Here is a 25,244-nt window from a genome sequence, read left to right on the forward strand (position 1 = left end):
CGACCGTGCGGGGACAATGGGCTGAGACCGTCGTGGGCGTCCTGGTGCTGGGCTTGGCCGCAGCGTTCCTGGTCTATGCGATGCGGGTCGGAGGAGGTGGGCTGAGCCCGCGCGGCTACGAGCTCACCGCCAAGTTTGGCGAGGTCGGGTCCCTGGCGCCGGGCGCCACCGTCACCGTGGCGGGGGTCAAGATCGGCACGGTCTCGAAGGTCTCCCTGGAGCCCGACACCTATCTGGCCAAGGTCGGCCTGGCCATCGATCCCGAGGTCCGGCTGCCCGCCGATTCTACCGCCAAGATCACCAGCGACAGCCTGCTCGGGGGCGTGCACGTCGCCATCGGGGCGGGCGGAGCGGCCGAGGACCTCAAGCCGGGCGGCGAGATCGAGAACACCCAGGGCGCCGTGGATCTGTTCGGCCTGATCGGCCAGGCGGTGCGGCCCGCCGCCCCCGCGCCGGAGAGCCAGTGAGATGACCGCCGCCGTGGCCTTGACCCCGGTCCGGGCGGTCGGCCGCCTGGCCCTGCTGTCACTGCGCACGGTGGGGGCCGTGACTCTGTTTGCCCTGCGCAGTCTCCAGGCCGTGGCGCTGGGGCCGTGGTTCCCGGGCCAGACCCTGCGCCAGCTCGCCGTGATCGGCTTCTTCTCGCTGCCGGTCATCGGCCTGACGGCGGTGTTCACCGGCGCGGCACTGGCGCTGAACATCTACACCGGCGGCGGACGGTTCAACGCCGAGCAGATCATGCCGCAGATCGTCGCCCTGGGGATCGCCCGCGAACTTGGCCCGGTGCTGGCCGCCCTGATGCTGGCCGGCCGCGTCTCGGCCACCATCGCCGCGGAGATCGGGGCCATGCGCGCCACCGAGCAGATCGATGCGATGAGGACCCTGTCCACCGACCCCTTCGGCTACCTGGTGGCGCCCCGGCTGATGGCCGCGGTCATCGCCCTGCCGATCCTCACCGTGGTGGCCGACATCATCGGGATCGCCGGCGGATGGGCGGTGGCGGTGGGGTTCCTGGACTTCAATCCCACCGTCTATATCCGCAGCACCGTCGACTTCGTGCAGGCCGGAGACGTGGGCACGGGCCTGCTGAAGGCCATGGTGTTCGGTTTCATCGTCGCCCTGATGGGCTGCTATCACGGCTACCGCGCCACCGGCGGCGCGCGCGGGGTCGGGCGGGCCACCACCGACGCGGTGGTCTCAGCCGCCATCCTGATCTTCGCCTCCGACTATCTGCTCACGACCCTGTTCACCCAGCGATGACCCGCTCCAGTCCCAAGCTGGAGTGGCGCAACGTCACCAAGCGGTTCGGGGACGTCACCGTCCTCGACCGGCTGAGCCTCAGCGTCGAGGCCGGGCGCTCCATGGTGATCATCGGCGGGTCGGGACAGGGCAAGTCGGTCATGGTCAAGCTTGCGCTCGGCCTGGTGGCGCCGGACGCTGGAAAGGTCCTCCTGGACGGCCGGGGGCTTCCGGGGTTCGGCGGCCGGCTGCAGCGCCGGCTGTTGTCCCGCTCAGGCGTGCTGTTCCAGAGCGCGGCGCTGTTCGACAGCCTGACGGTTTGGGAGAACGTCGCCTTCCGGCTGATCAACGCCGACGGCGTTTCGCGCAAGGCCGCCAGGGTCCGGGCGCTCGACGCCCTGGCGCGGGTGCGCCTGGACGTCGTCGTCGCCGATGCCTTCCCGTCGGACCTGTCGGGTGGGATGCAGAAGCGGGTCGGGCTGGCCCGCGCCATCGCCGCCGATCCGGACGTGCTGTTCTTCGATGAGCCGACCACCGGCCTGGACCCGATCACCGCAACGGCGATCAATGATCTGATCGTCGACCAGGTGAAGCGGTTGGGCTGCACGGCGATCTCGATCACCCACGACCTCGCCTCGGCCCGCAGGATCGGCGACCAGATCGCCATGCTGCACGAGGGGGCCATCGTCTGGCAGGGCGCGCCCGGAGAGCTCGACCAGACGAGCAATCCCCATGTCCGGGCCTTTGTCGACGGCGGCTAAAGCATGATCTGTCGAGGGCTCCTTACGGCCCGGCGGATTGCTCCACCGGGCCGATTTCGCCACCCCGGAGCCGGTTCTTAAGCCGCTTCGCCGCGGTCGGTGCGGGCCTTGGAGAGCGCCTTGGCCAGGCCGAAGGAGCCCAGCAGGTAGTGGAAGGCGGCCCAGAGGTAGAAGCAGACCGAGACGATGATCCCCGACTGGGTCGCCGCCTTCAGACTGGCCTTGCAGTGGTCCACCACCTCAAGCGCCGCGCCCACCGGCGCCTTGCCGCCCGGGCAGGCGGTGGCGAAGCTGATGGTCCCGCCGTCGCCGCCAAGCATGGCGCTGATGGAAGCCAGCATGCCGTGGCCGCCTGGGTGGTTGAAGTTGAACTGGGCGAAGTGGTCGATGACCCAGCCGGTGAAGGGCGGGCCGCCGCCCAGCGCGATGAGGTTCAGGAAGAAGAACAGCAGGGCCGTGGCCGTGGCCCGCCTGCGCGTCGGGACCATGTTCTGCACCACCCCGAAGGTGGGGCCGAGATAGGTGTAGTGGAAGATCCCCGGGATCAGCAGGATCAGGGCCGCGGTCTGCCACGAGGGCTGCAGGTAGGCGGCGATATAGATGGGCGTGGCGATGGCCAGGCCGATGGCCGGCGTCAGCGAGTACCAGCGCGGCGAGCGCTTGCTCATGCGGTCGGTGATGACCCCGCCCAGCAGGGTGCCGATCCCCGAGGAGATGCCGCCGACGATGCCGGTGATCATGCCGATCTTGGCCAGATCCAGCAGGTAGGGGTGGTTGGGGTCGGCCAGGAAATGCAGCCAGGTCCAGCTGGCGTGGCCGGACGGATCGCCGAAGGCGCGGGCGAAATACGGCGGTACGAACTGGCCCGCCCCATAGGAGCCAAAGGAGGCGATGGTGACGCCCAGCACCATGTTGACCACGGGCCACTTGCCAAACAGTGTGCCGGCGACGCTGGCCAGTTCCTTGAGCTCACCGAAGAAGGAGAACGGCGGGGCGGCGGGCGCCACGACGGCGACGTCCTCGGGTGAGGCGGGAGCCTGGTCGGGCTCTGAATGGCCCCGCGGCGGCTCCTTGATCAGCAGCTTCATGGCGATGGCGATGAGGATGCCCGGCGCGCCGACGATCATGAAGGCGATGCGCCAGGAGAAGTTCTGGGCCAGCCAGCCGCCGGCGACCGCGCCGATCATGGTGCCGAGCGGGATGCCGAAGGAATAGACCGACAGCGCTGTGGCCCGCTTCTTGGGTTCGAAATAGTCGCTGAGCAGGGAATGGGCGGGCGGAGAGAGGCCGGCCTCGCCGAACCCGACGCCGAAGCGGTAGGCGGCCAGCTGCGCAAAGCTGGTGGCGGTGCCGCACAGGGCAGTGAAGCCCGACCAGATCAGGATGGCGGCGGAGATGATGGAGACGCGGTTGAAGCGCTCGGCCAGACGGGCGATCGGAATGCCCAGCAGGGTGTAGAGCAGGGCGAAATAAAGCCCGCCCAGCAGGCCAAGCTGGGTGTCGGTGATCTTCAGGTCATCCTTGATGGCCTGGCCGATGGTGGCGATGATCGTCCGGTCGATGAAGTTGAGCGTGTAGGCGGTGACCAGCAGGCCCAGCACCACGCCCTTGTAACTATCTGAATAGACCGGCTTACCGCCGGCTTCGAGCGCCGCAGCCATACGCACGTTCCCCCCATGCACTTTCTTGGGCGGACTTTAGGCAGAGCCGGAGGGCGAGGGGAAGGGGCTCCCGCCGCCTCGGGGTCCTCGGGCCCTAAGTCGGGTAGGTAGCAGACGCCCCGTCAGGTTGATGGTCAGGTCCAGCTTCACCTGGGATACCGCCGCCGTGCCCGCCTATACCTTCTTCCCGTATCTTTCCGGCGGCACGAGCCTGACGTTCGAGGCCGTTGAACTGTCGGACGACCACGCGGCGATGAGCAAGGGCGTGCAGATTTTGGCCGAGCACGGCAGCGCCGCCGAGGTGGAGATCTGGCGCGATGACCGGTTGATCCACCGCGAACGGCGGGTGGGCGGCGGCGGGTCGGCGACCGGCTGAAGCTGGGCCTCAGGCCGGAGTTTTCAAAAGACGGTCGAAGCGCACCTTGCTGAGCGCGTAGCACTCGCAGGCCTCCCGCTCGAGCCCGGCCCGGTCGAGGATGGTGATGGCGCCCCGCCGATAGTTGATCAACCCCGCGCGCTTGAAGGCGCTGGCCACCAGGGTGACGGTGGTGCGCTGAACCCCCAGCATGATGGCCAGGTATTCCTGGGTCAGCGGCACGACGGGGCCAGACACCCGATCCTGGGTCATCAGCAGCCAGCGGGCCAGGCGCTGTCCGGCCTCGTGCAGGGCGTTGCAGGCCACCGACTGCTGGGCCTGGCTGATATTGGCTTCGATGTGGCGCAGCAGCAGGTGCAACAGCGGCGCGCTCCTGAAGGCCTGTTCCTGCAGCTTGTCGGCCGGCAGGCGGATGGCGCTGCCGGCGACCTGGGTGAAGACGCGGCTGGAGCTGGGCTCGCCGCTGAGGGCCGACGGCAGGCCGGTGACGCTCTCGAACCCGATGGTGGCGCTCTCCACGCTGCGGCCGTCGCGGGTGGGGGTGACCACCGAGGCCACGGCGCTGGAGGGGAAATAGATCACCTCCACCGGCTGTTCGGGTTGATGGAGCAATTCGCCGGTCGACAGCGCTGTTTCTGTGAGGAATGGGCCTAGGGCGGCCATGTCCTCAGGGTCCATGGCCGACAGGAGGTAATTTCTAAAATTCACTGGGGGTCCGAACGATGGGCCAAATACAAAAAGCTTATCGAGTCGATCATGTCACAGATTTCGCCACGTAAAGACAGATAACTGTGGCCTGCCATTTCCAATAAATATCTTATAGATCGAATAGTTGTGCGAGTAATGCACTTCGAGTATTGTGCAGGACAGAATATGTAAGGTTAAGAACCTTATATGATCGATCCCCGACGTTGGAGGTGAAGCGATTTTTGGAGCGCCGCGCGCAAGTTAAGCGGCGATCAACCGCCGAAATCCGAAGGAACGCGGCCGATGCTCAGGCCGCGCCGGCTGCGGCGTAGCCCCCAAAAGCAAGCCGCCCCAGACGATGCTGAGGCGGCCCGATTTCTTCAATTCAGATAAGTGCAGCGACGCCGTGCGCCGCCACCGGGCGCGTGGCGCGAGATCAGTTGGCCTTGGCGGGCGCCATCTGGGCCATCAGTTCTTCCTTGCGGGCCGCCATGCGCTCGCCCATGGCGTCGAGGTCTTCGTCACCCTTCTTGGCCTGGGAGAACATGCCGCCGGGCTGTTCCTCTTCCTTGACGTGGTGGGAGATGTACTCGCCCAGCACCTTGACCTTGGCGTCATAGAACTGCTCGCTGGGCTTCATGGCCTCGATCTCCGCGATCAGCTTCTTGGCCCCGTCGTGTTCGGCATAGGCCTCGTCCATGAGGTCGTCCTCAACATCGCCCCGCTCCTCGGGGTAGAAGATCTCTTCCTCGATCGCGGTGTGGACCTTCAGGGCCAGGGCGATCTTGTTGAACAGGGCGAGCTTCTCGGCGTCCTTCTCCAGCTGCTCGTACTCATCGAACATGGCGGCCACCTCGCGGTGATCCTTCTTGAGCAGGCTGATGGCCAGCGGGTCGCGGCGGTTGGTGCGGCGCGTCCGGCGCGCGGCCGCGGTCTTCTTGGTGGTGGTTTTCTTCGCTGTATCGGCCTTCGCGGTGGTCGCCATGATGTCCCTCATTCCTGAACCTGCGGGCGGTGCGCCCAGAGTTCGGAAAACACCGCTTTCAGACCCAGGTTCCGACGGATATCCGACAGACAGGTAGGAATCGCGTCGCTTGCGAGACGATCGCAAGAAGGCCCTAGTCGATGGCTCGGATCGGCAGTTCCGATAACGGAAACTCGTCGGCGAAATAGCGCCAGGTGCCGATCAGGGCGCGGGTGCGGTCATGGATCAGCACCTGGGCGTCATGGCCGGTGGCGGCCAGGCGTTCGGCGAGCGACTTGGCCTTCTCCTCGGCCTTGGCGCCGGAGAGGAACATCAGAGGGGTGTCGTCCAGGGGAGAAAGCACGCGCCAGCCCCCCTCCACCGGAACAACCGAGATGTGATGATCGGTGTCGGGTGTCATTGGAGCTCTCCTCTCACGCGTACTGTACGCCAACTGGTGAGCCCGTCTGCCCGGCGCCACCCCAGGTCACGGACCTTTGAGCGGCCGGCCGACGAGGTCCGGCTCAACGGTTGCGGGTCCTAGGCGTTCCGCGCCATCAGGCCGCCGTCCACCGGGATGGTGACCCCGGTGAGGTAGCTGGCGGCCGGCAGGCACAGGCTCAGCGTGATGTGGGCGACCTCCTCGGGCGCGCCATAGCGGCCCAGCGCCGTGCGGCGTCTGGCATAGGTCTGGCGGGCCTCGTCGGGAATGGCGTCGGTCATGCCGGTGAGGATGGGGCCCGGGCAGATGCAGTTGACGGTGATCCCCTCGCGGCCGAGCTCAACGGCGAGCGCCCGGGTCAGACCGGTGACGCCGGCCTTGGCCGCCGCATAGGCGCTGTCGCGGGCGGTGGCGCCCAGGGCCTCGGTCGACGCGATGTTGACGATCCGCGGGGCGGCGGACCTGCGCAGATGGGGCAGGGCCGCGCGGATCACCCGGTGGTGCGAGGTCAACAGGATGGCGATGGAACGGTCCCAGACCGCCTCGTAGCCGTCGTCGTCGATGGCCGAGAAGCCGGAGATCCCGGCATTGTTGATCACGCAGTCGAGGCCGCCGAAGCGGGCGGCGACCTGCGCCACGACATCCATGATCTGGCCGGGATCGGAGACGTCCAGGGGCCAGGCCTGGGCCGACTGGCCCTGCGCCGTGATGGCGTCGGCGACGCCTTGCGCGGCCGCGGCGTTGCGGTCGGTGACGGCGACATGGGCGCCCTCGGCGGCGAACACCGCGGCGGTGGCCGCCCCCATGCCGCTGCCCGCCCCGGTGACGAGGACCACGGAACCCTGGACCGAGCGGCTGAGCGACATCGTAAAATCCTTCACGAGAGCGACAGGCCGCCGTCGACGATCAGGGTCTGGCCGTTGACGTAGGACGCCAGCGGCGAGGCCAGGAACAGGGCGGCGCCGGCCATGTCGTCGGGCGTACCCATGCGGCCGGCGGGGATGGCGCGCAGGGCGCCGGCCAGGCGGTCGGGGTTGTCGGTGGTGACGGCGGTGAGCTTGGTGGCCACCAGCCCCGGCGCCAGGCCGTTCACCCGGATGCCGTCCCGGGCCCAGGCCTCGCCCAGGGTCTTGGTCAGGCTGACCGCGCCGGCCTTGGAGGCGGCATAGGCGGGATTGCCGCGGTTGGACTGGAAGCCCGACACCGAGCTGACGATGATGATCGACCCCTTGGCGGCCGCCAGCCGGCCGTAGAAGGCGTTGGAGCAGTCCATCAGGCTGTCGAGATTGACCGCCATGACGTGGTCCCAGCCGGCCGGCGCGAACTCGCCGCGCTTGTAGATCACCGTGCCCTGGCACAGCACCAGGACGTCGAGGTGGGGCAGGTTCGGGGCCTCGGCGGCGATGGCCGCGCGGTCGGAAACATCGACCGACACATAGCTCAGGCCGGAAAGGTCCGAGCCCTCGACGCCGTCATAGTCAGCCGCCGTCGCCCGGGTGCCCCAGACCTGGACCGCCGCGCCGCGCTTTGCGAAGCCGTGGGCGATCCCATTGCCGATCCCGCTGGACCCGCCCACCACGAGGACGGTCTGGCCGGTGAAGTCGAGATCGGACATGGCGGGCTCCCTTTGCGTCGATCAGACTCGTCTGTCGCAGCGTCAGGCAATGGGGAAAGCTAGGCCTTGACGCGTTCCGCCAGCCCCCGCGCCTTGGCCTCGGCGGCGGTGAAATAGACCAGGCCGTCGCCCCAGTCGTAGGTGACCACGCCAGCCGGCGGCGCTGCGCTCTCGCCGCAGAGCACGGCCAGTTCCTTGGCGGTCAGCACCGGCCAGCGGGCGAAGGCCTCCTCCGGCGTCGGGTCGGGGCGCGGATCGGCGGTGGCGCCCGGCAGGGCGGCCTCCAGGGCGGCGACGTACTCTTCGTAGCCGACCCAGCCGGCGACGGTCTGGTCGCCGTTCGGACCCCGGAAGATGAGGGTCGGCAGGGCGTAGCGGTCGTGGCCCTCGGAGTGCTTGAGCTCGCCGTTCATCGGGCTGTCGTGCTTGAGGTTGCGCACATAGGCGTTCGGCGCGCGGGTTTCCTCCCAATCGGCGCGGTAGGCGGCCGCCGTCGCGGCGCTGGCCTGGTCGGCGCGCCAGCGGGCCTGGTCCAGGCCGGGCACGCCTTGCGTCGCCGCCTCGAACTCGTCGGGGGTCTGCGGGCCCAGGCCGAAGATGAAGATCTGCTCGCGGAAGCGGCGCAGGACGGCGTGGGCCACGTCCTGGCCCTGCAGCTCGGCCGCCTTCACCGCTGCGCCCATCGGGTCGGTGGACTGCAGCATCAGGTGCATGGGGTTGGGATAGGGCATGCCGGTCAGCGCCCAGACCCGCTTCCAGTAGGCGCGCATGGGGCCTGCCGCGCTGACCCTGTCCCAGTCGTCCTTGCCGGTGGCGGCGTCGCCCACCAGCCCGCCCATGACCTTGCGCCAGGTGAGGTGGTGGCCGTGACGCCAGTCCAGCAGCCGCAGCAGCGGCTCGGCGCCCCAGGCGGTGGAGCAGACGGCGTCGGTATATTCGATCGCCTCGATGCGGTCGGTCATGACGCGCGTCCTTCCCTTGAGCCGCCCTCTGTGGAGCGTGTGGAAAGGCTATCACAGACCTCAGTTCGTGGAACCGATCATCCCCACCCTCAGGTCGGTGGCGACATAGGCCAGCATGTCGTCGGCGAACAGCTTGCCCTCCGCCACCCCCAGCGCCAGTGCGCCGCGCCGGACCTGCCGCAGGCTCACTTCGTAGCGCACCAGCTTCGTCGCCGGCGTGATGTCGCTCCGGAAACGGACCTCCCCGCCGATGGCCCGGCCCTTGCCGGGCGATCCTGACCAGCCCAGCCAGTAGCCGACCAACTGCCACATGGCGTCCAGCCCCAGGCAGCCGGGCATGACCGGGTCGCCAGGGAAGTGGCAGGCGAAGAACCAGAGGTCCGGGGTGATATCCAGTTCGGCGATGGCGTGGCCCTTGCCGAACGCGCCGCCGTCCAGGCTCAGCTGCGTGATCCGGTCCATCATCAGCATCGGCGGCGCGGGGAGCTGCGCATTGCCGGGGCCGAAATAGCCGCCTCGGCTGGAGGCGATCAGGTCGTCGCGGCTGTAGCTGGACTTCGGCTGATGGAATTCATGCGGACTGGCCACGGCGTCGGTTCCTTTCTGGAAGCGCCTCGGGGACGGGCAGGCGCAGGCCGCCGCAGACGAAGACCCAGATCTTCTCGGTCAGCTCGCCGCGGTCGCGCCGATTGTCGGTGGTCAGCGTCGCGATGAGCGCCTGGCGGATACCGCCGATCAGCAGGGCGATGGTCAGCCGCGGGTCGAGGTCGGAGGGGATCACCCCGTCCCGCTGACCGGCCCGCAGGTTGTAGGCCCCGGCCGTCAACTGCCGGCGGGTGAAGGCCTGCTCGACATCCAGCACCTCGGGCGCGCGGCTCAACGGCCCCACGACCAGGGGGGCGAAGGGATGGTCGTAGTGGAAGGCGATATAGGCTGCGATCCGCTCCTTCTCGCGGCCCGCCCAGTCGGGCGACACCAGCTTGGAGGGGCTGAAGGCGGCGTCTTCAAGCCGGTTGTAGAACCCCTCCACCACGGCGGCGATCAGCCCGGCCTTGGAACCGAAGTGGTGATAGGCCAGCCCCACCGAGACCTTGGCCCGCTTGGCCACCGCCTGCATCTCCAGCAGGCCGTGGCTGGCGATCAGCTCCTCCTGGGCCGCACGGATCAGCCGTTCCGAGGCGCCGATCTTGGGGATGCTCATGGCGGGTCCTGAAATTGAACTGAATTCAATTCAAACGCACGGACGCGCGAACCACAAGCCCCAATCGGCGATCAGCCCCGTCAGGCGGGCGGTAGGTTCTGGATTTGCAGGACGGTGAAGGCGTTGACCTGGGCCGGCGTCATGGCCGCCACCAGGGTCGAGGTCAGCTGGCGCACCTGCGTCACCGTCAGCCTGGGGATCTGGGTGGCCGTGAAGGCCTGGACCTGGGTTGTGGTGAGCGCCCCGATCACTGTGGTGGAGAGCGATCCGATCTGCGCGCCGGGCAGGGCGGCGATCTGGCCGGTCGTGAAGCTCTGGAACTGGGTGGTGTCGAGGGCCGAGAGCTGGGTCGTCGTCAGGCCGGCGATCTGGGTGGCGGCCAGGGTCCCGAACTGGGTCTCAGACAGGCCAAACAGGTTGGTGGTGGTGAGCGCCCCCACCTGGCCGGCGGTCAGGCGCGTGAGCTGGGTGGCGGTCAGTTCGCCGAAGTCGGTGGCGCTGAGGCCGCGGATGTTGGCGGCGCTGATGCCCTGGATCTGGGTCGCGCTGAGGCCCGCCACCTGGGTTTGCGTCAAGGCCGAGAGGTTGGTGGCGGTCAGCCCGCCGATCTGCAGGGCGGTGAGCGCCCCCAGCCGGGTCTCGTCCAGGGCGGCCAGGGCGCCGGCGCCGAAGGCGTTGATCTGGGTCGCCGACATGGCGCCGAGCTGGGTCAGGGCGAACTCGCCGAGGTCGGTGGCCGAGAGCCCGGCGAGCTGGGTGGCGGTGAGCGCCTTGACCTGGGTGGTGGTGAGGTCGGTGACCTGGGTGGCGTCGAGGACCGACAGGTTGGTGGAGGATAGGGCTCCGAGCTGGGCCGGCGTCAGGCTGCCGATCTGCACCGGGCTGAACCGGCCGAAGTCGGTGGAGGACAGGTCCCCCAGCGCCGTGGTGCTGATGCCGCGCAGCTGGGTCGTTGAGAGCCAGCCGATCTGGGTGTCGTTGAGCGCCGCGACGCCGGAGGCCGAGAGCCCGCCGATCTGCAGGGCGCTGAGCCCCTCGAACTGGGTGTCGAACAGGGCCGGCAGGGCGTTGGCCGACAGCGAGCCGAACTGGGCCGGCGTGAAGCCCTTGATCTGGGTGGCGGTGAATTCTTGCACGTCGGTGGAGGTCAGGGCCCGGACCTGGAAGGCGGTGAGGCCTTGCAGCTGGGTGTTGCTGAGCTGCTGGATCACCGTGGCGTTCAGCGAGGAGACGTTGGTGGCCGACAGAGCGCCGATCTGGGCGGCTGACAGGCTGACGATCTGGGTCGGTGTGAACCGCGCGAAGTCGGTGGCCCCCAGGCCACCCAGCTGGCTGGCGGTGAGGCCGCGGATCTTGCTGGGGTCCAGGGCTGCGAACTGGGTGGCCGACAGCCCGGTCAGGTTGGTGATCGACAAGCCGCCCACCTGGGTGGCGGTCAGGGCCGCGACCTGGGTCGTAGCCAACTCGGCGAAGTCGGCGTCCGACAGGCTGGCCATCTGGGTGGCGGTGAAGCCGCCGGTCTGGGTGGTGGTCAGGCCGCGGACCTGCGTCTGGTCCAGGCCGGCCAGGTTGGTGGCCGACAGCGCGCCGAACTGGGTGGCCGTCAGCGCCCCGATCTGCCCGGAGGTGAACTTGCCGAAGTCGGTGGTCTCCAGGCCACGCACCTGGGTGGCGGTGAGGCCCTGGACCTGGGTGGTGGTGAGCGCGGCGATCTGGGTGGTGTCGAGGGCCGACAGACCCGACGAGGAGAGACCGGCGATCTGGGTGGCCGACAGGGCCGCCAGGGCCCCCGGCGCCAGGGCCGCGAAATTGGTGGCGGCGATGGCCCCGACCTGGGTCGACGACAGGGCGCCGACCTGGCTGGCGGTGAGCCTGCCCAGGGTGGCTGAGTCCATGTCGCGCAGCTGCAGGGTGTTGAGGCCCTTCACCTGGGTGGCCGAAAGACTGGCCATCTCGGTGGCGTCGAACTGCGCCAGGTGGGTGGTGGCCAGCACGCCGATCTGGGTGGCGGTGAAGCCGCCGATCTGGGTGAGGTTGAACTCGTCGATATCGGCGGCGGTCAGGCCCTTGATCTGGCTGGTGGTCAGCCCCTTCACCTGGGTGGCCGACAGCGCGGAGATCTGGGTGGCGTTGAGACCCGAAAGACCGGCCGCCGACAGGCCGCCCACCTGGGTGGCGGCCAGGGCGGCGATGCGGGTGGTGTCCAGCGCCGCGATCTGGCTGGCGCTCAGGCCGCCCACCTGGGAGGCGCTCAATGCCGTCAGTTGGGCGGTATTGAACACCACCGAGCTGGAGAAGTGCGAGATCTGCGTCGCCTTCAGGCCCTTGACCTGGGTCGCCGACAGGGCCGCGACCTGGCTGACCGACAGGCTCTCGATTCCGGTCACGCTGAGGGCGCCCACCTGGGTCGAGGTGAGCTGCTGCGTCTTCGTGGTCGAGAGCGACTGCAGGACCGTCGCCGAGAGGGCGGAGATCTGCGCAGCCGAGAGATACGAGATCGGCATGACGGCGATCCTAGCGCGTCACGCTTAAGCGATGATCAACCGTCGAGTGATTCACGGCCGGGGGAGTGGCCATTTCAGGTGGTGGCGCCTTCAGCTCACCAGGTCGCGCACCATCGTCTTGCGGGCCATCCAGAAGATGGCGGCGCTGAGCAGGGTGAAGAGCGAGGTCAGCACCAGGGCCCAACGCAGCCCCTCGGACGGTCCGAAGTGGGCGAGGTTGGACAGGCCGTCGCTCAGCGCGCCGACGAACAGCGGGCCCAGGCCCAGGCCGATCAGGTTCAGCACCAGCAGCAGCAGGGCCGCCGCCGTGGCGCGGGTATGGGCCGGGACCACGCTCTGGGCGGTGGCGAAGACCGGGCCGTACCAGAGCGAGCCCAGGACGCTGGGGATGATGTTGAGCCACAGCGCCGTCATCGGGTCGGCCACGGTGTAGATGAAGTAGTAGGAGGGCAGGGCCAGGACCGCGGCGGCCGCCGGGACGACAGCGTACCCGCGGGCGTCCTTGCGGGCGGCGATGTCGGCGAACCAGCCCCCCAGCAGGGTGCCGATGATGCCGGCCGCCCCGCCGATCAGCCCCAGCGCCAGACCCAGGAACCCGGCCGACTTCAGGCCGAAGGGCGCGGCCAGCGCGGCCAGCTGGTCGCCGTGCAGGCGCAGGAAGAAGGCGGCGTTGAAGGCGCCCTGGCCGTAGCCCACGAAGGCCATGATCCCCGCGGCCACCGCCATCAGCCAGAAGGTGGGCTTGCCGGCCAGCACCTTCAGCGCGGCCGACAGCGGCGGGGCGGCCTCCACCTGGGTCGTGGCGATCGCCGCCATGTGCTTGCGCGGCTCCTTCAGGAAGATCCCCGCCACCAGGGCCAGCACCAGGCCCGGCGCGCCCGCCACCAGGAAGGCCGCGCGCCAGCCATAGGCGTCGGCGATCAACCCGCCCATCACCAGCCCCAGTAGGCTGCCGATGGGGATGCCGAGCGAATAGGTGGCGAGCGCCGAGGCGCGCTTTTCCTTGGGGGTATAGTCGGCGATCAGCGAGTGGGCGCAGGGGTTGCAGCCGGCCTCGCCGAAGCCGACCCCCATGCGCGCCACCAGCATCTGCGGGAAGGTCTGGGCCCGGCCGCTGAGCACGGTGAACAGGCTCCACAGCGCCATGCAGCCGGCGATGATCCAGGGCCGGGAGAACCGCTCGGCCAGCCGGGCGATCGGGATGCCGAGCGTCGTATAAAAGAGCGCGAAGGCCAGGCCGGTCAGCATGCCCAGCTGCCAGTCGGCCAGGCCCAGATCCTGTTTGATCGGCTCGGCCAGGATCGAGACCACCTGCCGGTCCAGGAAGGACAGGATGTAGGCGCCCAGCAGGATCGAGAGCGCGAAGGCCCGGTATCGGGCGTCGAAGGGGGTGCGGGTTTCCACCGGTATGGCGGCGGGGGCGACAGCGTCGACCATGGTCTCACTCCCTGACTTTTTTATCGTTGGCGTCAGATTGGCTCAGTTGAGGGCGATGCGCCACCGTCCTTGACCGCCCGGCGATAGACGCCTCGAAGTGACGCACCTCTTTGGCGGCTCGCGCGTTAAGGGTGCTGACGTCGAACAAGGATTCCCATGGCCGCTTCCCGCCTCCTGCTCGCCGGCGCCGCCGCGCTCGCGCTCGCCGCCTGCAGTCCGCAAAAGCCCGCGACGCCGCCGGCCCAGTTCCCGGCCACGGTGCCTGAGGCGCCCGCCCCAGTGCCGACCCCGGTTCCTGTCCAAGATCCAAGTGCGCCGGTAGAGGCCCCCGCGCCGGGCTCGCCCGCCGGCCTGCCCGACGACAGGACTCCGATCTCCGAGGCCCCCTTCACCCCGCAGAGCGCCCAGGGCGCGGCCAATGTGGTGCAGACCTATTACGCCCTGATCGGTGAGAAGAAGTACGCCAAGGCCTGGGCTCTGTGGGGCGACGGCGGCAAGGCCAGCGGCATGACGGTCGAGCAGTTCGCCGCCAGCTTCGACAAGTATTCCCAGTACTACGGCAATGTCGGCGCGCCGGGCGAGATGGAGGGCGCGGCGGGCTCGTCCTATGTCGAGGTCCCGGCCATCGCCTTTGGCCGCCTGAAGACCGGCGAACCGTTCAATCTCAAGGGCGTGATCACCCTCAAGCGCGTCAATGATGTCCCCGGCTCCACGGCCGAACAGCGCAAGTGGCACATCGCCACCAGCGGCCTGAAGCCGGTCCAGCCGTGATGTCATGAGTTCCGACGCCCTGGACGACAACGTCGAGGAGACGGTCGAAGCCGTCGCAAAGCTGCACCAGGATCACCACCAGGCAGCGGGGGTCCTGCAGCGGGGCCTCGACGGCGTCACCGGCCTGCTGGCCAAGCCGCCGGCCATGGTGCTGCTGATCCTGGCGGTGACGGCGTGGATCCTTGGCAACCGCTTCGGGCCAGGCTGGCCCGACCCGGATTTTGTGGGTCTGGAGCTGGGGGCGACCCTGGCGGCCTTGTTGGTGACCCTGTTGATCTTGGTGACCCAGAGCCGGGACGACCGTCTGGCCGAACGCCGCGAGAAGCTGACCCTCGAACTGGCCCTGCTGAACGAGCAGAAGAGCGCCAAGATCATCTCGCTGCTGGAAGAACTGCGTCGGGATGCGCCATCCATCGCCGATCGTCGCGACGAGGAGTCCGAAGCCATGGGCAAGCCCACGGATGCGGCTAGCGTGCTTTCCGAGATCGAAAACCGTACGGCGCGGCCCGCCGTCCTGAAGAAGGACTAAGCCCCATGCGCGCCAACCCGTGGATGAAGCTGACGATGGACACCTGGTCCTTAGGCGTGGAGGCGTCCTCGGTGATCGGCCTGCGCACCCTGAAGATGGCGGCGGGCGGACCGGCGGCCCAGACCGAGGCCGCCCTGATGATCAATGAGAAGATCGCCTCGACGCTCGCCCTGCAGATGCGCGCCATGACCGGCGGCCTGGGGATCACTCCGCACGGGGCGGCGGCCAAGACGGTGGCCCACTATCGCCGCAAGGTGCGCGCCAACCGCCGGCGGCTGTCGAAGGTCTGAGGAGTCGATAGACCAAACCCAAGACGTCATCCCGGCCGCAGCGTAGCGGAGAGCCGGGACCCAGGGGCGGTATGCTGAGCCCCTGGGTCCCGGATCGCCTGTCGGCGTCCGGGATGCCGTGATCGTCTAGCGGCCGCGAACGGCGCTGAGCAGGAACAGCAGCAGCATCGCGCCGAGGGTGGAGATCACCAGGCTGCCGATGATGCCGCCGAAGCTGATGCCGAGCGCGCCGGCGATGAAGCCGCCCAGCAGGGCGCCCACCAGGCCGACGATCATGTTGGTGAGCAGGCCGTGCTTGCGGCCCATGAGTTGTTCCGCGATCCAGCCGGCCAAGATGCCGATGATGATCGCGCCGAGAATTCCTACGCCACTCATGATGTTAGCCCTCTCTGATGATTTGACGGGAGGTGAACGCGGATCTGCGGCCAAGGTTCAGATCGACTTGCATCGGCGCGCGCCAGATGAGAGGCGAGGCGCATGAATGACACCCAAGCCCTGGTCGGCCTGTGGCGGCGCATCCGTCGTCGGATCGCCAACACCCGCCTGAGCCTTGACACCGTCGCGGACGGCCAGGCCGAGCTGACCGCCGTCGAGGCCGACCTGCCGGTCCACCTGTGGGCCTATCGCGAGGTGCTGGGGCCGTGGCTGGCTTCGGCCGCGGCGGCGGGCGACCTCGCCGACCAGCTGGTCCGCTGGCTGCATCGGCACAACCAGTTCCTGTACGCGAGGGCGGAAACTCGCGCGGAACTGGGTCAGGTCTATGCCCGGGCCCTCTCCGACACCGCCGAGCTGCTGGCCGAGGCGCGGTCGCAGGACGAGATCACGGCCGGCCTGCCCGAGCTGTTCGCCGAGCATCACCAGCGGCTGGCCCTGGCCCTGAAGGTGGCCTTCGGCGCGCGGCTGCATGACACGGTGCAGGCGGAGTATTCTCCGGCCCTGCAGATTGCGGTGCTGGGCCTGGATCGCGTTGAGACCCCCGTGCTCGACGTCGGCTGCGGGGCCACCGCCGCCCTGGTGGAGTATCTGCGCGCCGCCGGGATCGAGGGCGTTGGCATGGACCGCGACGCCCAGGCGCCAGGCGTGGTCCAGGCCGACTGGCTGACCCAGGACTATGGGCGGGGGATCTGGGGGACAGTGATCTCCCACCTCGGCTTCTCCCTGCACTTCCTGCATCACCACCTGTCCGACCACGAACTGGCCTTCGACTACGCCCGGGCCTACATGCGGATTCTGGTGTCGCTGAAGGTCGGCGGCCGCTTCGCCTACGCCCCGGCCCTGCCGTTCCTGGAGGCGGTGCTGGGGGACGGCTACCGCGTCGAAAGCCGCACCTTTGACGGCTACGGCGGCGGCCTGCCCATCGAGAGCTCGACGGTGGTGACGCGGCTGGTCTAGGGCTCGGCTAGATGGTTCGAGGGCGGCGGCGCGCGGTCAGTCCCTGGCCGGCCGCCAGAGAGGCCCGACCGCCAGCAGCAGAACCAGCACGTTGAAGCCGGCGTTCGAGGGATTGCCTGACGCGATCGATCCGGCGCTGTCGAGGAAGAACCAGGCGAGCAGGCCGGTCAGAACGGTACGACGCACTGCCTCGGGCGCGGCGTCGTAGACCCACGACGAGAGACACCAGATCATGACCCCCCAGCCGAGCAGGAAGCCGCCGGTCAGGGCCGAGAGAAATCGGGTGTCTGGGGACGCGTAGCTGGTGGCGCCATCAAGGGGCCAGCTGAGGATATCCAGGGTGAGGCGGGCCGGCTCGTGCGTCGCCGGCAGGGTTCCCAGGAAGAAGATCGGGCCGAAGGATCCGACGACCAGGGCCGTCACCTTCAGCCAGGCCTTATGAAACTTGCGGGACATGGCGCGGCTCCAGGTTGACGATGCACCCGCAGGCTGACGCGGGGATCAAAGCTCGGCAACTACCTGCCGGGTTATTGAATGGCCTCCGCCGCAGGACGTCACCGCCGACGAACTTCCGATTGAGACCCTGTTTCGAGCCTCCGCGGCCGCTTGATGACCCCTGAGGTAATTGCGGAGGCGCAGGCGGATCAGACAGGTGGATGTGAACCGAGCATTGGAGAATCCCATGGATGCATCATCCCCCGCCGAGATTGTTCGCCAGTTCCTGAGGGACATGGAGCGGCTGGACTACGACAGCGCCCTGAAGCTGGTCACTGACACCTGCGAATATACCAACCCCCCGCCGCTCGGCGTGGTGCGGGGGCCGGCCGGCATCCGGGGCGTGCTGGAACCCTTCTTCGCCCCGACCCTGGAGAACGAGTTCAGGATTCTGCGAGAGGCTTCGAGCGGGCCGATGGTCTTCATGGAGCGCCTGGACCGCCATCGCCTCGCCGACAAGTGGGTCGAGCTCCCGGTGACCGGGGTCTTTGAGGTCCATGATGGCCGCATTGCTGTCTGGCGCGACTATTTCGACATCACCACCATCATGTCCCAGTGGCCCGCGGCCTGACGCGCCTCTAGACCGCCGCCGAGGTCATCACCGGGGCGCCGTCGAGGGTATCGGCGATGGCGGTCAGCGCGCGCTCGATCTGGACGCGTGAGGCGGGACCGCCGAGCCCGATGCGGACGGCTTCGGGCGGGCCCGCGATGGTGGCGAAGGCGTCGGAGACCACCACCCCCATGCCGCTGGCGCGCAGCTGGATCGCGAACTCCCCTCGCGTCCAGCCGGCTGGCAGGGTCAGCCACAGATGGAAGCCGTCGGGATGGGCGTCGAAGCTTCCCGCCGGCAGCAGGCGCGCGGCCAGGCGCTGGCGGGCGCGGGCCTCGGCGCGGATGGCGTCGCGGACCTTGTAGGCGGTTCCGCCCGTGATCCAGCGCGTGGCGATGGCGGCGGTGAGCGGCGAGGCCATGGCGGCGGTCGCCCGGATCGCGGCGCGCACCTTGGCCCCCGAGCGATTATCCGGCGCCACGAGGTAGGCGATCCGCAGGGCCGGCGAGACGTGCTTGGCCAGGCCCGCGATGTGGAAGGTGAGCTCGGGCGCCAGGGCGGCCACGGACGGCGGCGCGTTCTCCGGCAGCAGGCCGTAGGCGTCGTCCTCGACGATGGGGACGCCGTGGGCGCGGGCGATGGCGACCAGGGCCTCGCGCCGCGCCAGGGACATGGTGGCGGTGGTGGGGTTCTGCAGGGTTGGCGTGCAGCACAGGGCCTTGACCGTATGCTCGCGGCAGGCAGCCTCGAAGGCGCCGGGCAGAATGCCCTCGGCGTCCATGGCCAGACCGACGATGGTCACACGAAGCTGGGCGGCCAGGGCCTTGAGGCCGGGATAGGTGAGCGCCTCGGCGCAGATGACGTCGCCGGGCGCCGCCAGGGTTCCGATCACCGCCAGCAGGGCGCTCTGGGCGCCGGGGCAGACGGTGACGCGGTCGGGGTCGAGGCCGGGAAGGCGGTCCTTCAGCCACAGGGCGCCGGCCTCGCGATCGGCGAGCGCCCCGCCCGCCTCCTGATAGCGCAGCAACAAATCGAGGCCCGTGGCCTGAAGTTCGCCGGCCTCGCGCCACATCCGCGCCGTCAGGGCGGCGTCCTCGAAGTGCGGCGGCAGGTTCATGCTGAGGTCGACGGGCCCGGCGGGCGGCGCCGTCGGCTCGGCGCCCCGCACATAGGTGCCCTGTCCCACGCGCCCCTCCACCAGGCCGCGCCGACGCGCCTCGGCATAGGCGCGGCTGACGGTGGTGAAGTCGATGCCCAGACGCTGGGCGAGCGTCCGCTGCGGCGGCAGCCGGCCGCCGGGCGCCAGCCGGCCCGCCGCCATGTCGCCGGCGATGGCCTCGGCGATGGCCAGATAGACCGGCCCCGCCGCGCGGGCGAGATCAGGGTGCCAGTCATCGCTCATGGTGGTTTCCATACATTCAGATATTGTATGGGTCATCGCCTATCAACGCAAGCGCCGTGTGAATGATAGATTCATGCTGTGAAGGCATCTTGGTGCGAATACATGCAATCAATATTGAATGTAGATTGATGGCGCCCTATATCCCTCCTGCGTCCTGAGCGGACGCGGGCTTTGAGGGATCAAGCGACATGGACGCCAAGCGGTCCGCCAGTGAAGGCTTCAAGCGGGGCCTGCAACGCCGTTGCCCCAACTGCGGCGAGGGCAGTCTGTTCCGCGGCTACCTCGCGGTGCAATCCACCTGCGAGGCCTGCGGTCACGACAACGCCGCCTACCGCGCCGACGACGGACCGGCCTATTTCACCATCGTGCTGGTGGGCCACCTGGTGGTTGCCCCGCTGCTCTGCTTCCCGTTCATCTGGCAGGCGCCGGTGGCCTTCGTGCTGCCCTTCACCCTGTCTCTGGTGACGCTGGCCACCCTGGCGCTGCTGCCGGTGGTGAAGGGGGCCTTCATCGGGGTACAGTGGAGCGCCCGGGCGACCACCACGCAGTAGCCTTCGCCGGGGCCTGGAGATGTCCGTGGCTCGAACCGCTCTGATGCTGTCTGCCATGCTGGCCGGCGCCCTGATCTCCGCCCAGGCCCTGGCCCAGGACGTGGCCACCGACGCCTCGGCCGACCGGGGGCGGGATCTGGTGCTGAAGCACTGCAACCGCTGCCATTCGCTGGCGGCCACCGGCCCCAGTTCCGAGCCGACCGCGCCGCCGTTCCGCGACCTGTACAAGAGGTACCCGGTGGAAAACCTGGGGGAGGCCCTGGCCGAGGGAATCCTGGTGGGACACCCCCAGATGCCGGAGTTCAAGTTCGCCCCCGACGACGTCACCGCCGTGATCGATTACCTGACCCGGATCCAGTCGGGGACCGCCAAGCCCACCCCCTGATTCCTAAAGTGTGCATAACCGTTTGTTCGTCACTCGGTGGCTACAAGGGGGTCACGCAGCGGAGGGAATAATGCCGGGAAACGCGACCTCATCACGGCAATCCCTGTCCCAGGCCCTGGGCAGCGTCGCCAAGGCGCAGGCGGCCGTCCAGGCGCTGTCGAGCAATTTCGACGGCTGGATGAGCGAGGAAGTGGCGAAGCTCGACGCCGCGCGCGAAGCGCTGCCGCGCGACAGCTACGGCATCGAGGCCGTCAGCGTGCTCTATATGCGCGCCCACGACATGAAGGGCCTGGCGCCCACCTTCGGCTATCCGCTGATCCACCAGCTGGCCGCGGGGCTCTGCGTGCTCATCGACGACGACAACCTGCCCTTCGAGTCGCGGCTGCCGCTGATCGACGACCACATCGACGCCATCCGCACCCTGGCCGGCCGAAAGGTCAGGAGCCAGGCCGACGCCTTCGGCCGCAAGCTGGTGGCCCAGCTGGAAGGCGACCTTCGGCAACTGATGGAAACCGCCTAGGCGGCCGCCTTGGCGCCATGGGTCTCCACCCAGCGGCGCAATAGGTTGATGTCGGCCAGCCCCGCCTGGTTGGCGACGATCTTGCCGTCCTGGAACACGAACAGGGCCGGGATGCCCTTGATCCCGTACTGGGCCGAGAGCTGCGGTTCGGCGTCGACATCGATCTTCACGAACCGCGCGCGGGGCTCCAGCTCGGCGGCGGCACGCTCGAAGATCGGGGCCATGGCCTTGCAGGGCCCGCACCAGGCCGCCCAGAAATCCACGATGATCGGGATGCCGCTATTCGCAACATGCTTTCGGAAGCGCGCGGTGGTCAGGGCGGCGGGGTGACCGTCGAACAGCGCCTTGTGGCACTTGCCGCACTTGCCGGCCTTGGGGTCGCGCGCCTGCGGCAGGCGGTTGATCGCATCGCAGTGAACGCAGACGATCTGAACGGACATGACGGCCTCCTTCGGATGCGAAACGCGCAAAGCCTTAGATAGGCGCCCGGCTACGGCGCGAACAGGTCGCCGCCGCCCCGCTCCACGCCATCCTTGCGCAGGGTCTCGACGGTGAGGGCGCCGGCGGGCGGGGGCTCGAGGATCTCCGCCTGCGGCCGCGCAAGGGTCAGCCAGTCGAGGCCGTCCCTGGGCGCCAGGGGGATGATGCCGCGGTCGTGGTAGGGGGCGACGTCGGGGCCGGGGCGGGTGGTCAGCATCGAGAAGCAGCCCTCCTTGACGATGCCGGCGATCCAGAACCAGTCCTGCCCGGTCATGGTGAACTGATGCCTGTCCTTCAGCTTCACCTTCGCAGCCAGCGGCGCGGTGTACTCGAAGAAGGCGTCGGCGAAGATCAGCACCCGGTCGTTGTGGCTGAAGTCGCGGCCCTCGGACTTGAAGTTGAACACCGGCTTGCCGCCGGGACCCGGCCAGGCCCAGGGGGTCATGGAGGCGACCAGCTTGCCGTCTTGCAGCCGGAAGATCGGGGCGGTGTCGCGGATCTTCACGCTGGCCTTGCCGACCAGGTCATTGGGGGTGTGGTCGTTCTCCCAGGCGAAAAGCGGCGGAGGGTCGAAGGCGCTGGAGAACTGCGCGATCAGCTCATCCAGCGACTTGGTGCGTGCATACTCGTTGCACATCAGTCGACGCACATCCCGGGGCCGACATGGCCCTTCACCACCGTGGTGAAGCAGCCGCAGGGGTCCGAGGTCGCCTGGCACTGGCCTGTCACGACGGTCGCCGGATCGGCGGGGGCCTCACCCGTATAGAGGCAGCGGCCCTGGCAATCGGACTTGTCCGAGCAGGTCTTGCCGGCGTCGGTGTGGCTGATCACACAGGCCAGGTTCTGCATGCGGCAGACCGGCCGCACCGTGCCCCCCTTGGCCGTGCATTGCGCGACGTCGGGGCCGGTGGAGATGGGCGGCGGCGGCGCGGGCGCGCAGGAGACCATGACCAGGGCAAGGGCGGCGGCGAGGATTGATTTGAACATGGCCCGACTAGACCACGCGCCGGCGCCTAGGCCAACAACCGCCCGCAGGCCTGGGCCATCCGCTCGCCAAGGTGCGGACCATAGGTCGGGAACAGGTGCGGCTCGATGACCTCCAGCTCCATCAGCAGCGGCCCGGCGGGCGTGGGAATGACGTCCACCCGGCAGGCCAGGGCCGGAACGGGCAGGGCCGCGGCGAAGGCCCGCGCGGCCTCGATCTGCGCGGGGCTGGGATCATAGGGATGATCGCCGCCGCCGTGGATGACCTGGATGCGGTAGTCGCCGCCGCCGGGCAGCTTGCGCACCGCGTGGGAGAACTCGCCGTCGACGAAGATCAGTGAGACCTCGCCCTGCGTCATGATCTCGGGCACCAGCGGCTGGGCGAACTGGCCGGGCGCGATGAGGACGCCGTGGGCCTGGTCGCGGGTCAGCCGGGTCTGGCCAAAGCCGCCGGCGCCCACCACCGGCTTGAGGATCACCTCGTCCACGCCGAACAGATCGAAGGCCGCCGTCGCCGGCGTGGGCGTGTCGACGAACAGGCTGGGGATCACCGGCAGGCCCTTGGCGGCCAGTTCCTGGAGGTAGCGCTTCGACAGGTTCCAGCGCACCAGGGCCGGATCGTTGGCCACGGGCGCGAGCCGGGCGGCGCGGTCCAGGAAGGCCAGGAACTCGGCCTCGTGCTCCACATAGTCCCAGGTGGTGCGGATCAGCAGCAGGTCGAACTGGGCGGGATCACAGACCCGCCAGTCGGCCTCCGACAGCGACCAGCCCCGCGCCTGGAAGGCCGGCGTGAGGGCCGCCAGCTCCTGGTCGTGCTCGTAGGCGTCGGGCCTGCGCGTCTGCGCCGTGGTCAGGCACTCGGCGCAGGCCAGATAGGCGATCCGCTTCAGGAGACGATCTCTTCGCGGATGGTGCGGCGCGCGATCCAGAACAGCCCCGTGGCGACGACCCCCAGGAAGGCCGAGCCGATCAGCGCCCAGCGGACGCCCTCCGCCGAGCCCAGCTGCAGCGGACCGTTGGCCAGCACGTCGGACAGGATGCCGACGAACAGCGGGCCGAGGCCCAGGCCCACCAGGTTGATGATGAACAGCAGGATGGAGGCCGAGGTGGCGCGCATCTGCGGCGGCACCAGGCTCTGGGCGCTGGAATAGACCGGCCCGTACCAGAGCGAGCCCAGCAGGCCCGGCAGGATCAGCAGCCACAGGGCCCAGAAGGCCGACGGCAGCAGGATGGCGGTGGCGTAGATGAAGGGCGAGATCAGCGAGGCGACGGCCGGCACGCTCATATAGGCGCGGATGTCGCGCTTGGCGGCCCAGTCGGCGATGGCGCCGCCGGCCCAGGACGAGATGATCCCCGCCGTGCCGCCCATCAGGCCGAGCGCGAGGCCGAGGAAGCCCACCGAACCCAGGCCGAATTTGTCGGCCATCTGCGCCACCTCGGCGGCGTGATTGCGCAGGAAGAACGAGGCGGTGAAGGGCGCATGGCCGTAACCAATGAAGGCCTTTACCGCGGCCCCGAAGGCGATCAGCCAGAACACCGGCTTGCCGCGCAGGTACTTCAGGGTGGCGGCGAAGTGGCCCTTGCCCGGCGCGTGGGCGGCGGCCGCCGCCGCGCTCATGGCCTTGCGCGGCTCGCGCAGGGTCAGGAAGACCACGGCGGTGAAGAGCAGGCCGGGGACTCCGGCCAGCAGGAAGGCGGTGCGCCAGCCGTAGGCGTCGGCGATCAGCCCGCCCATGGCCAGGCCCAGCAGGCCCCCCAGCGGCGTGCCGATGGAGAAGAAGGCCAGCGCCGAGGCGCGCTTTTCCTTGGGCGCGTAGTCGGCGATCAGGGAGTGGGCGGTGGGCGTGCAGCCGGCCTCGCCGATTCCCACGCCGATGCGGGCGCCCACGAGTTGCGCGAAGCTGGTGGCCTGGCCGCACAGCACGGTGAAGCCCGACCAGACGGCCAGCGACCCGCCGATGATCCAGACCCGGTTGAAGCTTTCGGCCAGGCGCGCGATGGGCAGGCCCAGCACGGTGTAGAAGATGGCGAAGGCCAGGCCGGTCATCATCCCCAGCTGCCAGTCGGCGAGGCCCAGATCGTTCTTGATCGGCTCGGCCAGGATGGTGACGATCTGCCGATCGAGGAAGTTCAGGGTGTAGACCGCCAGCAGGATCACCAGGGCGTAGCGGCGGTAGGCGTCGGAGACCAGGGGGACGGCGGGACCCGTGCCGTCAGAAATGCTGGCGCCGATGGGGGCCGGGGCGGATGCCTCGGTCATGATGGGGTTTCCTCGAGTTTTTTGATCGTTGCCGACACTAGACGGCGCCCTGCCGCTCAAGCCAATAGCGGCTGCGTGATCAAGCGGAGGCGTTGACGATGGAATTGCTGATCGGAACCCGGAAGTGGTCGAGTTGGTCGCTGCGGCCCTGGCTGGCCATCAAGCGCACCGGCGCGCCCTTCACCGAGACCCTGATCGCCCTGCGCCAGGAGAACAACGCCACCTATGAGGCCATCCGCCCGGTCTCGAAATCGGGCCTGGTCCCGGCCCTGAAGGACGGCGACCTGGTGGTCTGGGACTCACTCGCCATCTGCGAATACCTGGCCGAGAAGTTCCCCGCCGCCAAGCTGTGGCCCGACGATCCGACGGCCCGCGCCATGGGACGCTCGGCCGCCGCCGAGATGCACGCCGGCTTCCAGGCCCTGCGCCAGGAATGCAGCATGGCCCTCGAGATCGCGCCGCATCAGGCCGAACTCTCCGAGGCGACACGCAAGAACATCGCCCGCATCACCGAGCTTTGGACCGAGCTGCTCACCCGCTTCGGCGGCCCCTTCCTGCTGGGCGACTGGTCCATCGCCGACGCCTTCTACGCCCCCGTCGCCAGCCGCTTCCGCACCTACGGGATCAAGCCGCAGGGCGCGGCGGGCGCCTATGTGGAGACCATCCTCGCCACGCCGGAGTTCCTGGAGTGGGAAGCCGCCTCCAGGACAGAGGACTAGCGCGTTCCGAAAAGTGGGGACCGGCGTTCGGATAAAACGCGCGTCAAAACAAAAACCTAGAGCGGGT

General features: G+C 68.8%; 32 protein-coding genes. 13 read left to right on the forward strand and 19 right to left on the reverse strand.

What is annotated here, in order from left to right; all coding sequences use genetic code 11:
- Positions 1 to 5: 5 nt before the first annotated feature.
- From mlaD to JKL49_RS07010, 3 genes are read left to right on the forward strand one after another with little or no spacing between them, the layout of a single operon-like run.
- The gene (gene mlaD, locus JKL49_RS07000) at positions 6 to 467 is read left to right on the forward strand and encodes an outer membrane lipid asymmetry maintenance protein MlaD (RefSeq protein ID WP_215339297.1); all 462 of its coding nucleotides are present in this window, start codon (positions 6 to 8) and stop codon (positions 465 to 467) included.
- A 1-nt stretch (position 468) separates the two neighbouring features.
- The gene (locus JKL49_RS07005; RefSeq protein WP_215339299.1) at positions 469 to 1,260 is read left to right on the forward strand and encodes an MlaE family ABC transporter permease; all 792 of its coding nucleotides are present in this window, start codon (positions 469 to 471) and stop codon (positions 1,258 to 1,260) included.
- On the forward strand, positions 1,257 to 2,000 hold the full coding sequence (locus JKL49_RS07010) for an ABC transporter ATP-binding protein (protein WP_215339301.1): 744 nt from the start codon (positions 1,257 to 1,259) through the stop codon (positions 1,998 to 2,000). Before JKL49_RS07005 ends, JKL49_RS07010 begins: the two co-directional genes overlap by 4 nt.
- Before the next feature lie 77 nt (positions 2,001 to 2,077).
- On the opposite strand, the gene JKL49_RS07015 is transcribed toward JKL49_RS07010, so the two are convergent.
- Positions 2,078 to 3,661: a spinster family MFS transporter gene (locus JKL49_RS07015; RefSeq protein ID WP_215339303.1), complete on the reverse strand. Its 1,584-nt coding sequence runs from the start codon at positions 3,659 to 3,661 to the stop codon at positions 2,078 to 2,080.
- Between the two features lie 166 nt (positions 3,662 to 3,827).
- On the opposite strand from JKL49_RS07015, the gene JKL49_RS07020 reads away from it, so the two are divergent.
- Positions 3,828 to 4,037: a hypothetical protein gene (locus JKL49_RS07020; RefSeq protein WP_215339305.1), complete on the forward strand. Its 210-nt coding sequence runs from the start codon at positions 3,828 to 3,830 to the stop codon at positions 4,035 to 4,037.
- Between the two features lie 9 nt (positions 4,038 to 4,046).
- Here JKL49_RS07020 and JKL49_RS07025 read toward each other — a convergent pair whose 3' ends face one another.
- The 10 genes from JKL49_RS07025 to JKL49_RS07070 all read right to left on the reverse strand — a co-directional run bounded on the left by JKL49_RS07025 (position 4,047) and on the right by JKL49_RS07070 (position 13,849).
- Positions 4,047 to 4,649, reverse strand: coding sequence for a Crp/Fnr family transcriptional regulator (locus JKL49_RS07025; protein ID WP_249778043.1), 603 nt, complete (start codon positions 4,647 to 4,649; stop codon positions 4,047 to 4,049).
- Between the two features lie 511 nt (positions 4,650 to 5,160).
- Positions 5,161 to 5,709, reverse strand: a complete 549-nt coding sequence (locus JKL49_RS07030) for a hemerythrin domain-containing protein (RefSeq protein WP_215339307.1) — start codon at positions 5,707 to 5,709, stop codon at positions 5,161 to 5,163.
- A gap of 133 nt (positions 5,710 to 5,842) precedes the next feature.
- Positions 5,843 to 6,109 carry a hypothetical protein gene (locus JKL49_RS07035; protein WP_215339316.1) on the reverse strand — a complete coding sequence of 89 codons (267 nt, stop codon included), beginning with the start codon at positions 6,107 to 6,109 and terminating at the stop codon, positions 5,843 to 5,845.
- 119 nt (positions 6,110 to 6,228) lie between these two features.
- On the reverse strand, positions 6,229 to 6,996 hold the full coding sequence (locus JKL49_RS07040; protein WP_215339318.1) for an SDR family NAD(P)-dependent oxidoreductase: 768 nt from the start codon (positions 6,994 to 6,996) through the stop codon (positions 6,229 to 6,231).
- 11 nt (positions 6,997 to 7,007) lie between these two features.
- Complete coding sequence (locus JKL49_RS07045) at positions 7,008 to 7,745, reverse strand: SDR family NAD(P)-dependent oxidoreductase (protein ID WP_215339320.1); 738 nt, start codon at positions 7,743 to 7,745, stop codon at positions 7,008 to 7,010.
- 59 nt (positions 7,746 to 7,804) lie between these two features.
- A complete protein-coding gene (locus JKL49_RS07050; RefSeq protein ID WP_215339322.1) occupies positions 7,805 to 8,707 on the reverse strand; it encodes a DsbA family protein in 903 nt (300 codons plus the stop codon).
- Between the two features lie 60 nt (positions 8,708 to 8,767).
- A complete protein-coding gene (fabA, locus tag JKL49_RS07055; protein ID WP_215339323.1) occupies positions 8,768 to 9,295 on the reverse strand; it encodes a bifunctional 3-hydroxydecanoyl-ACP dehydratase/trans-2-decenoyl-ACP isomerase in 528 nt (175 codons plus the stop codon).
- Entirely contained in the window at positions 9,279 to 9,908 is a 630-nt protein-coding gene (locus JKL49_RS07060; protein ID WP_215339325.1) for a TetR/AcrR family transcriptional regulator, read from the reverse strand. The genes fabA and JKL49_RS07060 overlap by 17 nt, the downstream gene beginning before the upstream one ends.
- Before the next feature lie 80 nt (positions 9,909 to 9,988).
- Positions 9,989 to 12,412, reverse strand: coding sequence for a beta strand repeat-containing protein (locus JKL49_RS07065; RefSeq protein ID WP_215339327.1), 2,424 nt, complete (start codon positions 12,410 to 12,412; stop codon positions 9,989 to 9,991).
- A 90-nt stretch (positions 12,413 to 12,502) separates the two neighbouring features.
- The gene (locus tag JKL49_RS07070; RefSeq protein WP_215339329.1) at positions 12,503 to 13,849 is read right to left on the reverse strand and encodes a spinster family MFS transporter; all 1,347 of its coding nucleotides are present in this window, start codon (positions 13,847 to 13,849) and stop codon (positions 12,503 to 12,505) included.
- A gap of 156 nt (positions 13,850 to 14,005) precedes the next feature.
- Here JKL49_RS07070 and JKL49_RS07075 point away from each other — a divergent pair, with 156 nt between their 5' ends.
- The 3 genes from JKL49_RS07075 to JKL49_RS07085 are packed head-to-tail and all read left to right on the forward strand — an operon-like array spanning position 14,006 to position 15,439.
- Positions 14,006 to 14,620, forward strand: a complete 615-nt coding sequence (locus JKL49_RS07075) for a hypothetical protein (protein WP_215339331.1) — start codon at positions 14,006 to 14,008, stop codon at positions 14,618 to 14,620.
- A gap of 4 nt (positions 14,621 to 14,624) precedes the next feature.
- Complete coding sequence (locus tag JKL49_RS07080) at positions 14,625 to 15,149, forward strand: DUF1003 domain-containing protein (protein WP_215339333.1); 525 nt, start codon at positions 14,625 to 14,627, stop codon at positions 15,147 to 15,149.
- Between the two features lie 5 nt (positions 15,150 to 15,154).
- Positions 15,155 to 15,439 carry a hypothetical protein gene (locus JKL49_RS07085; RefSeq protein WP_215339335.1) on the forward strand — a complete coding sequence of 95 codons (285 nt, stop codon included), beginning with the start codon at positions 15,155 to 15,157 and terminating at the stop codon, positions 15,437 to 15,439.
- 126 nt (positions 15,440 to 15,565) lie between these two features.
- Here the strand turns inward: JKL49_RS07085 and JKL49_RS07090 are convergent, their stop codons facing one another.
- Positions 15,566 to 15,814 carry a GlsB/YeaQ/YmgE family stress response membrane protein gene (locus JKL49_RS07090; RefSeq protein WP_215339337.1) on the reverse strand — a complete coding sequence of 83 codons (249 nt, stop codon included), beginning with the start codon at positions 15,812 to 15,814 and terminating at the stop codon, positions 15,566 to 15,568.
- 102 nt (positions 15,815 to 15,916) lie between these two features.
- Between JKL49_RS07090 and JKL49_RS07095 the strand changes: the two genes are divergently transcribed.
- Entirely contained in the window at positions 15,917 to 16,831 is a 915-nt protein-coding gene (locus JKL49_RS07095) for a hypothetical protein (protein ID WP_215339339.1), read from the forward strand.
- 36 nt (positions 16,832 to 16,867) lie between these two features.
- Here the strand turns inward: JKL49_RS07095 and JKL49_RS07100 are convergent, their stop codons facing one another.
- Positions 16,868 to 17,287 (reverse strand): hypothetical protein, encoded by a 420-nt coding sequence (locus JKL49_RS07100; protein ID WP_215339341.1) that lies wholly within the window; start codon positions 17,285 to 17,287, stop codon positions 16,868 to 16,870.
- Between the two features lie 226 nt (positions 17,288 to 17,513).
- On the opposite strand from JKL49_RS07100, the gene JKL49_RS07105 reads away from it, so the two are divergent.
- Entirely contained in the window at positions 17,514 to 17,897 is a 384-nt protein-coding gene (locus JKL49_RS07105; RefSeq protein ID WP_215339343.1) for a limonene-1,2-epoxide hydrolase family protein, read from the forward strand.
- A gap of 7 nt (positions 17,898 to 17,904) precedes the next feature.
- Here the strand turns inward: JKL49_RS07105 and JKL49_RS07110 are convergent, their stop codons facing one another.
- The gene (locus tag JKL49_RS07110) at positions 17,905 to 19,278 is read right to left on the reverse strand and encodes an aminotransferase-like domain-containing protein (protein WP_249778044.1); all 1,374 of its coding nucleotides are present in this window, start codon (positions 19,276 to 19,278) and stop codon (positions 17,905 to 17,907) included.
- 188 nt (positions 19,279 to 19,466) lie between these two features.
- Here JKL49_RS07110 and JKL49_RS07115 point away from each other — a divergent pair, with 188 nt between their 5' ends.
- The 3 genes from JKL49_RS07115 (at position 19,467) to JKL49_RS07125 (ending at position 20,734) form a co-directional block, all read left to right on the forward strand.
- Positions 19,467 to 19,829: a DUF983 domain-containing protein gene (locus tag JKL49_RS07115; RefSeq protein WP_215339347.1), complete on the forward strand. Its 363-nt coding sequence runs from the start codon at positions 19,467 to 19,469 to the stop codon at positions 19,827 to 19,829.
- A 25-nt stretch (positions 19,830 to 19,854) separates the two neighbouring features.
- Positions 19,855 to 20,214 carry a c-type cytochrome gene (locus JKL49_RS07120; RefSeq protein WP_347340364.1) on the forward strand — a complete coding sequence of 120 codons (360 nt, stop codon included), beginning with the start codon at positions 19,855 to 19,857 and terminating at the stop codon, positions 20,212 to 20,214.
- Positions 20,215 to 20,284: 70 nt separating this feature from the next.
- Positions 20,285 to 20,734, forward strand: a complete 450-nt coding sequence (locus tag JKL49_RS07125; RefSeq protein WP_215339351.1) for an Hpt domain-containing protein — start codon at positions 20,285 to 20,287, stop codon at positions 20,732 to 20,734.
- Here the strand turns inward: JKL49_RS07125 and trxC are convergent.
- The 5 genes from trxC to JKL49_RS07150 are packed head-to-tail and all read right to left on the reverse strand — an operon-like array spanning position 20,731 to position 24,458.
- A complete protein-coding gene (gene trxC, locus JKL49_RS07130) occupies positions 20,731 to 21,174 on the reverse strand; it encodes a thioredoxin TrxC (protein ID WP_215339353.1) in 444 nt (147 codons plus the stop codon). The genes JKL49_RS07125 and trxC overlap by 4 nt on opposite strands.
- 50 nt (positions 21,175 to 21,224) lie before the next feature.
- Positions 21,225 to 21,851, reverse strand: coding sequence for an SOS response-associated peptidase family protein (locus JKL49_RS07135; RefSeq protein ID WP_215339355.1), 627 nt, complete (start codon positions 21,849 to 21,851; stop codon positions 21,225 to 21,227).
- Positions 21,851 to 22,201, reverse strand: a complete 351-nt coding sequence (locus tag JKL49_RS07140) for a hypothetical protein (protein ID WP_215339357.1) — start codon at positions 22,199 to 22,201, stop codon at positions 21,851 to 21,853. The genes JKL49_RS07135 and JKL49_RS07140 overlap by 1 nt, the downstream gene beginning before the upstream one ends.
- A gap of 26 nt (positions 22,202 to 22,227) precedes the next feature.
- Entirely contained in the window at positions 22,228 to 23,178 is a 951-nt protein-coding gene (locus JKL49_RS07145; RefSeq protein WP_488225849.1) for an ATP-grasp domain-containing protein, read from the reverse strand.
- Positions 23,085 to 24,458, reverse strand: a complete 1,374-nt coding sequence (locus JKL49_RS07150; protein WP_215339361.1) for a spinster family MFS transporter — start codon at positions 24,456 to 24,458, stop codon at positions 23,085 to 23,087. The genes JKL49_RS07145 and JKL49_RS07150 overlap by 94 nt, the downstream gene beginning before the upstream one ends.
- Positions 24,459 to 24,556: 98 nt before the next feature.
- Between JKL49_RS07150 and JKL49_RS07155 the strand changes: the two genes are divergently transcribed.
- Positions 24,557 to 25,177 (forward strand): glutathione S-transferase family protein, encoded by a 621-nt coding sequence (locus tag JKL49_RS07155; RefSeq protein WP_215339363.1) that lies wholly within the window; start codon positions 24,557 to 24,559, stop codon positions 25,175 to 25,177.
- Positions 25,178 to 25,244: the final 67 nt, after the last annotated feature.

Origin of the sequence: Phenylobacterium glaciei, from assembly GCF_016772415.1 — a bacterium.
Lineage (GTDB): Bacteria > Pseudomonadota > Alphaproteobacteria > Caulobacterales > Caulobacteraceae > Phenylobacterium > Phenylobacterium glaciei.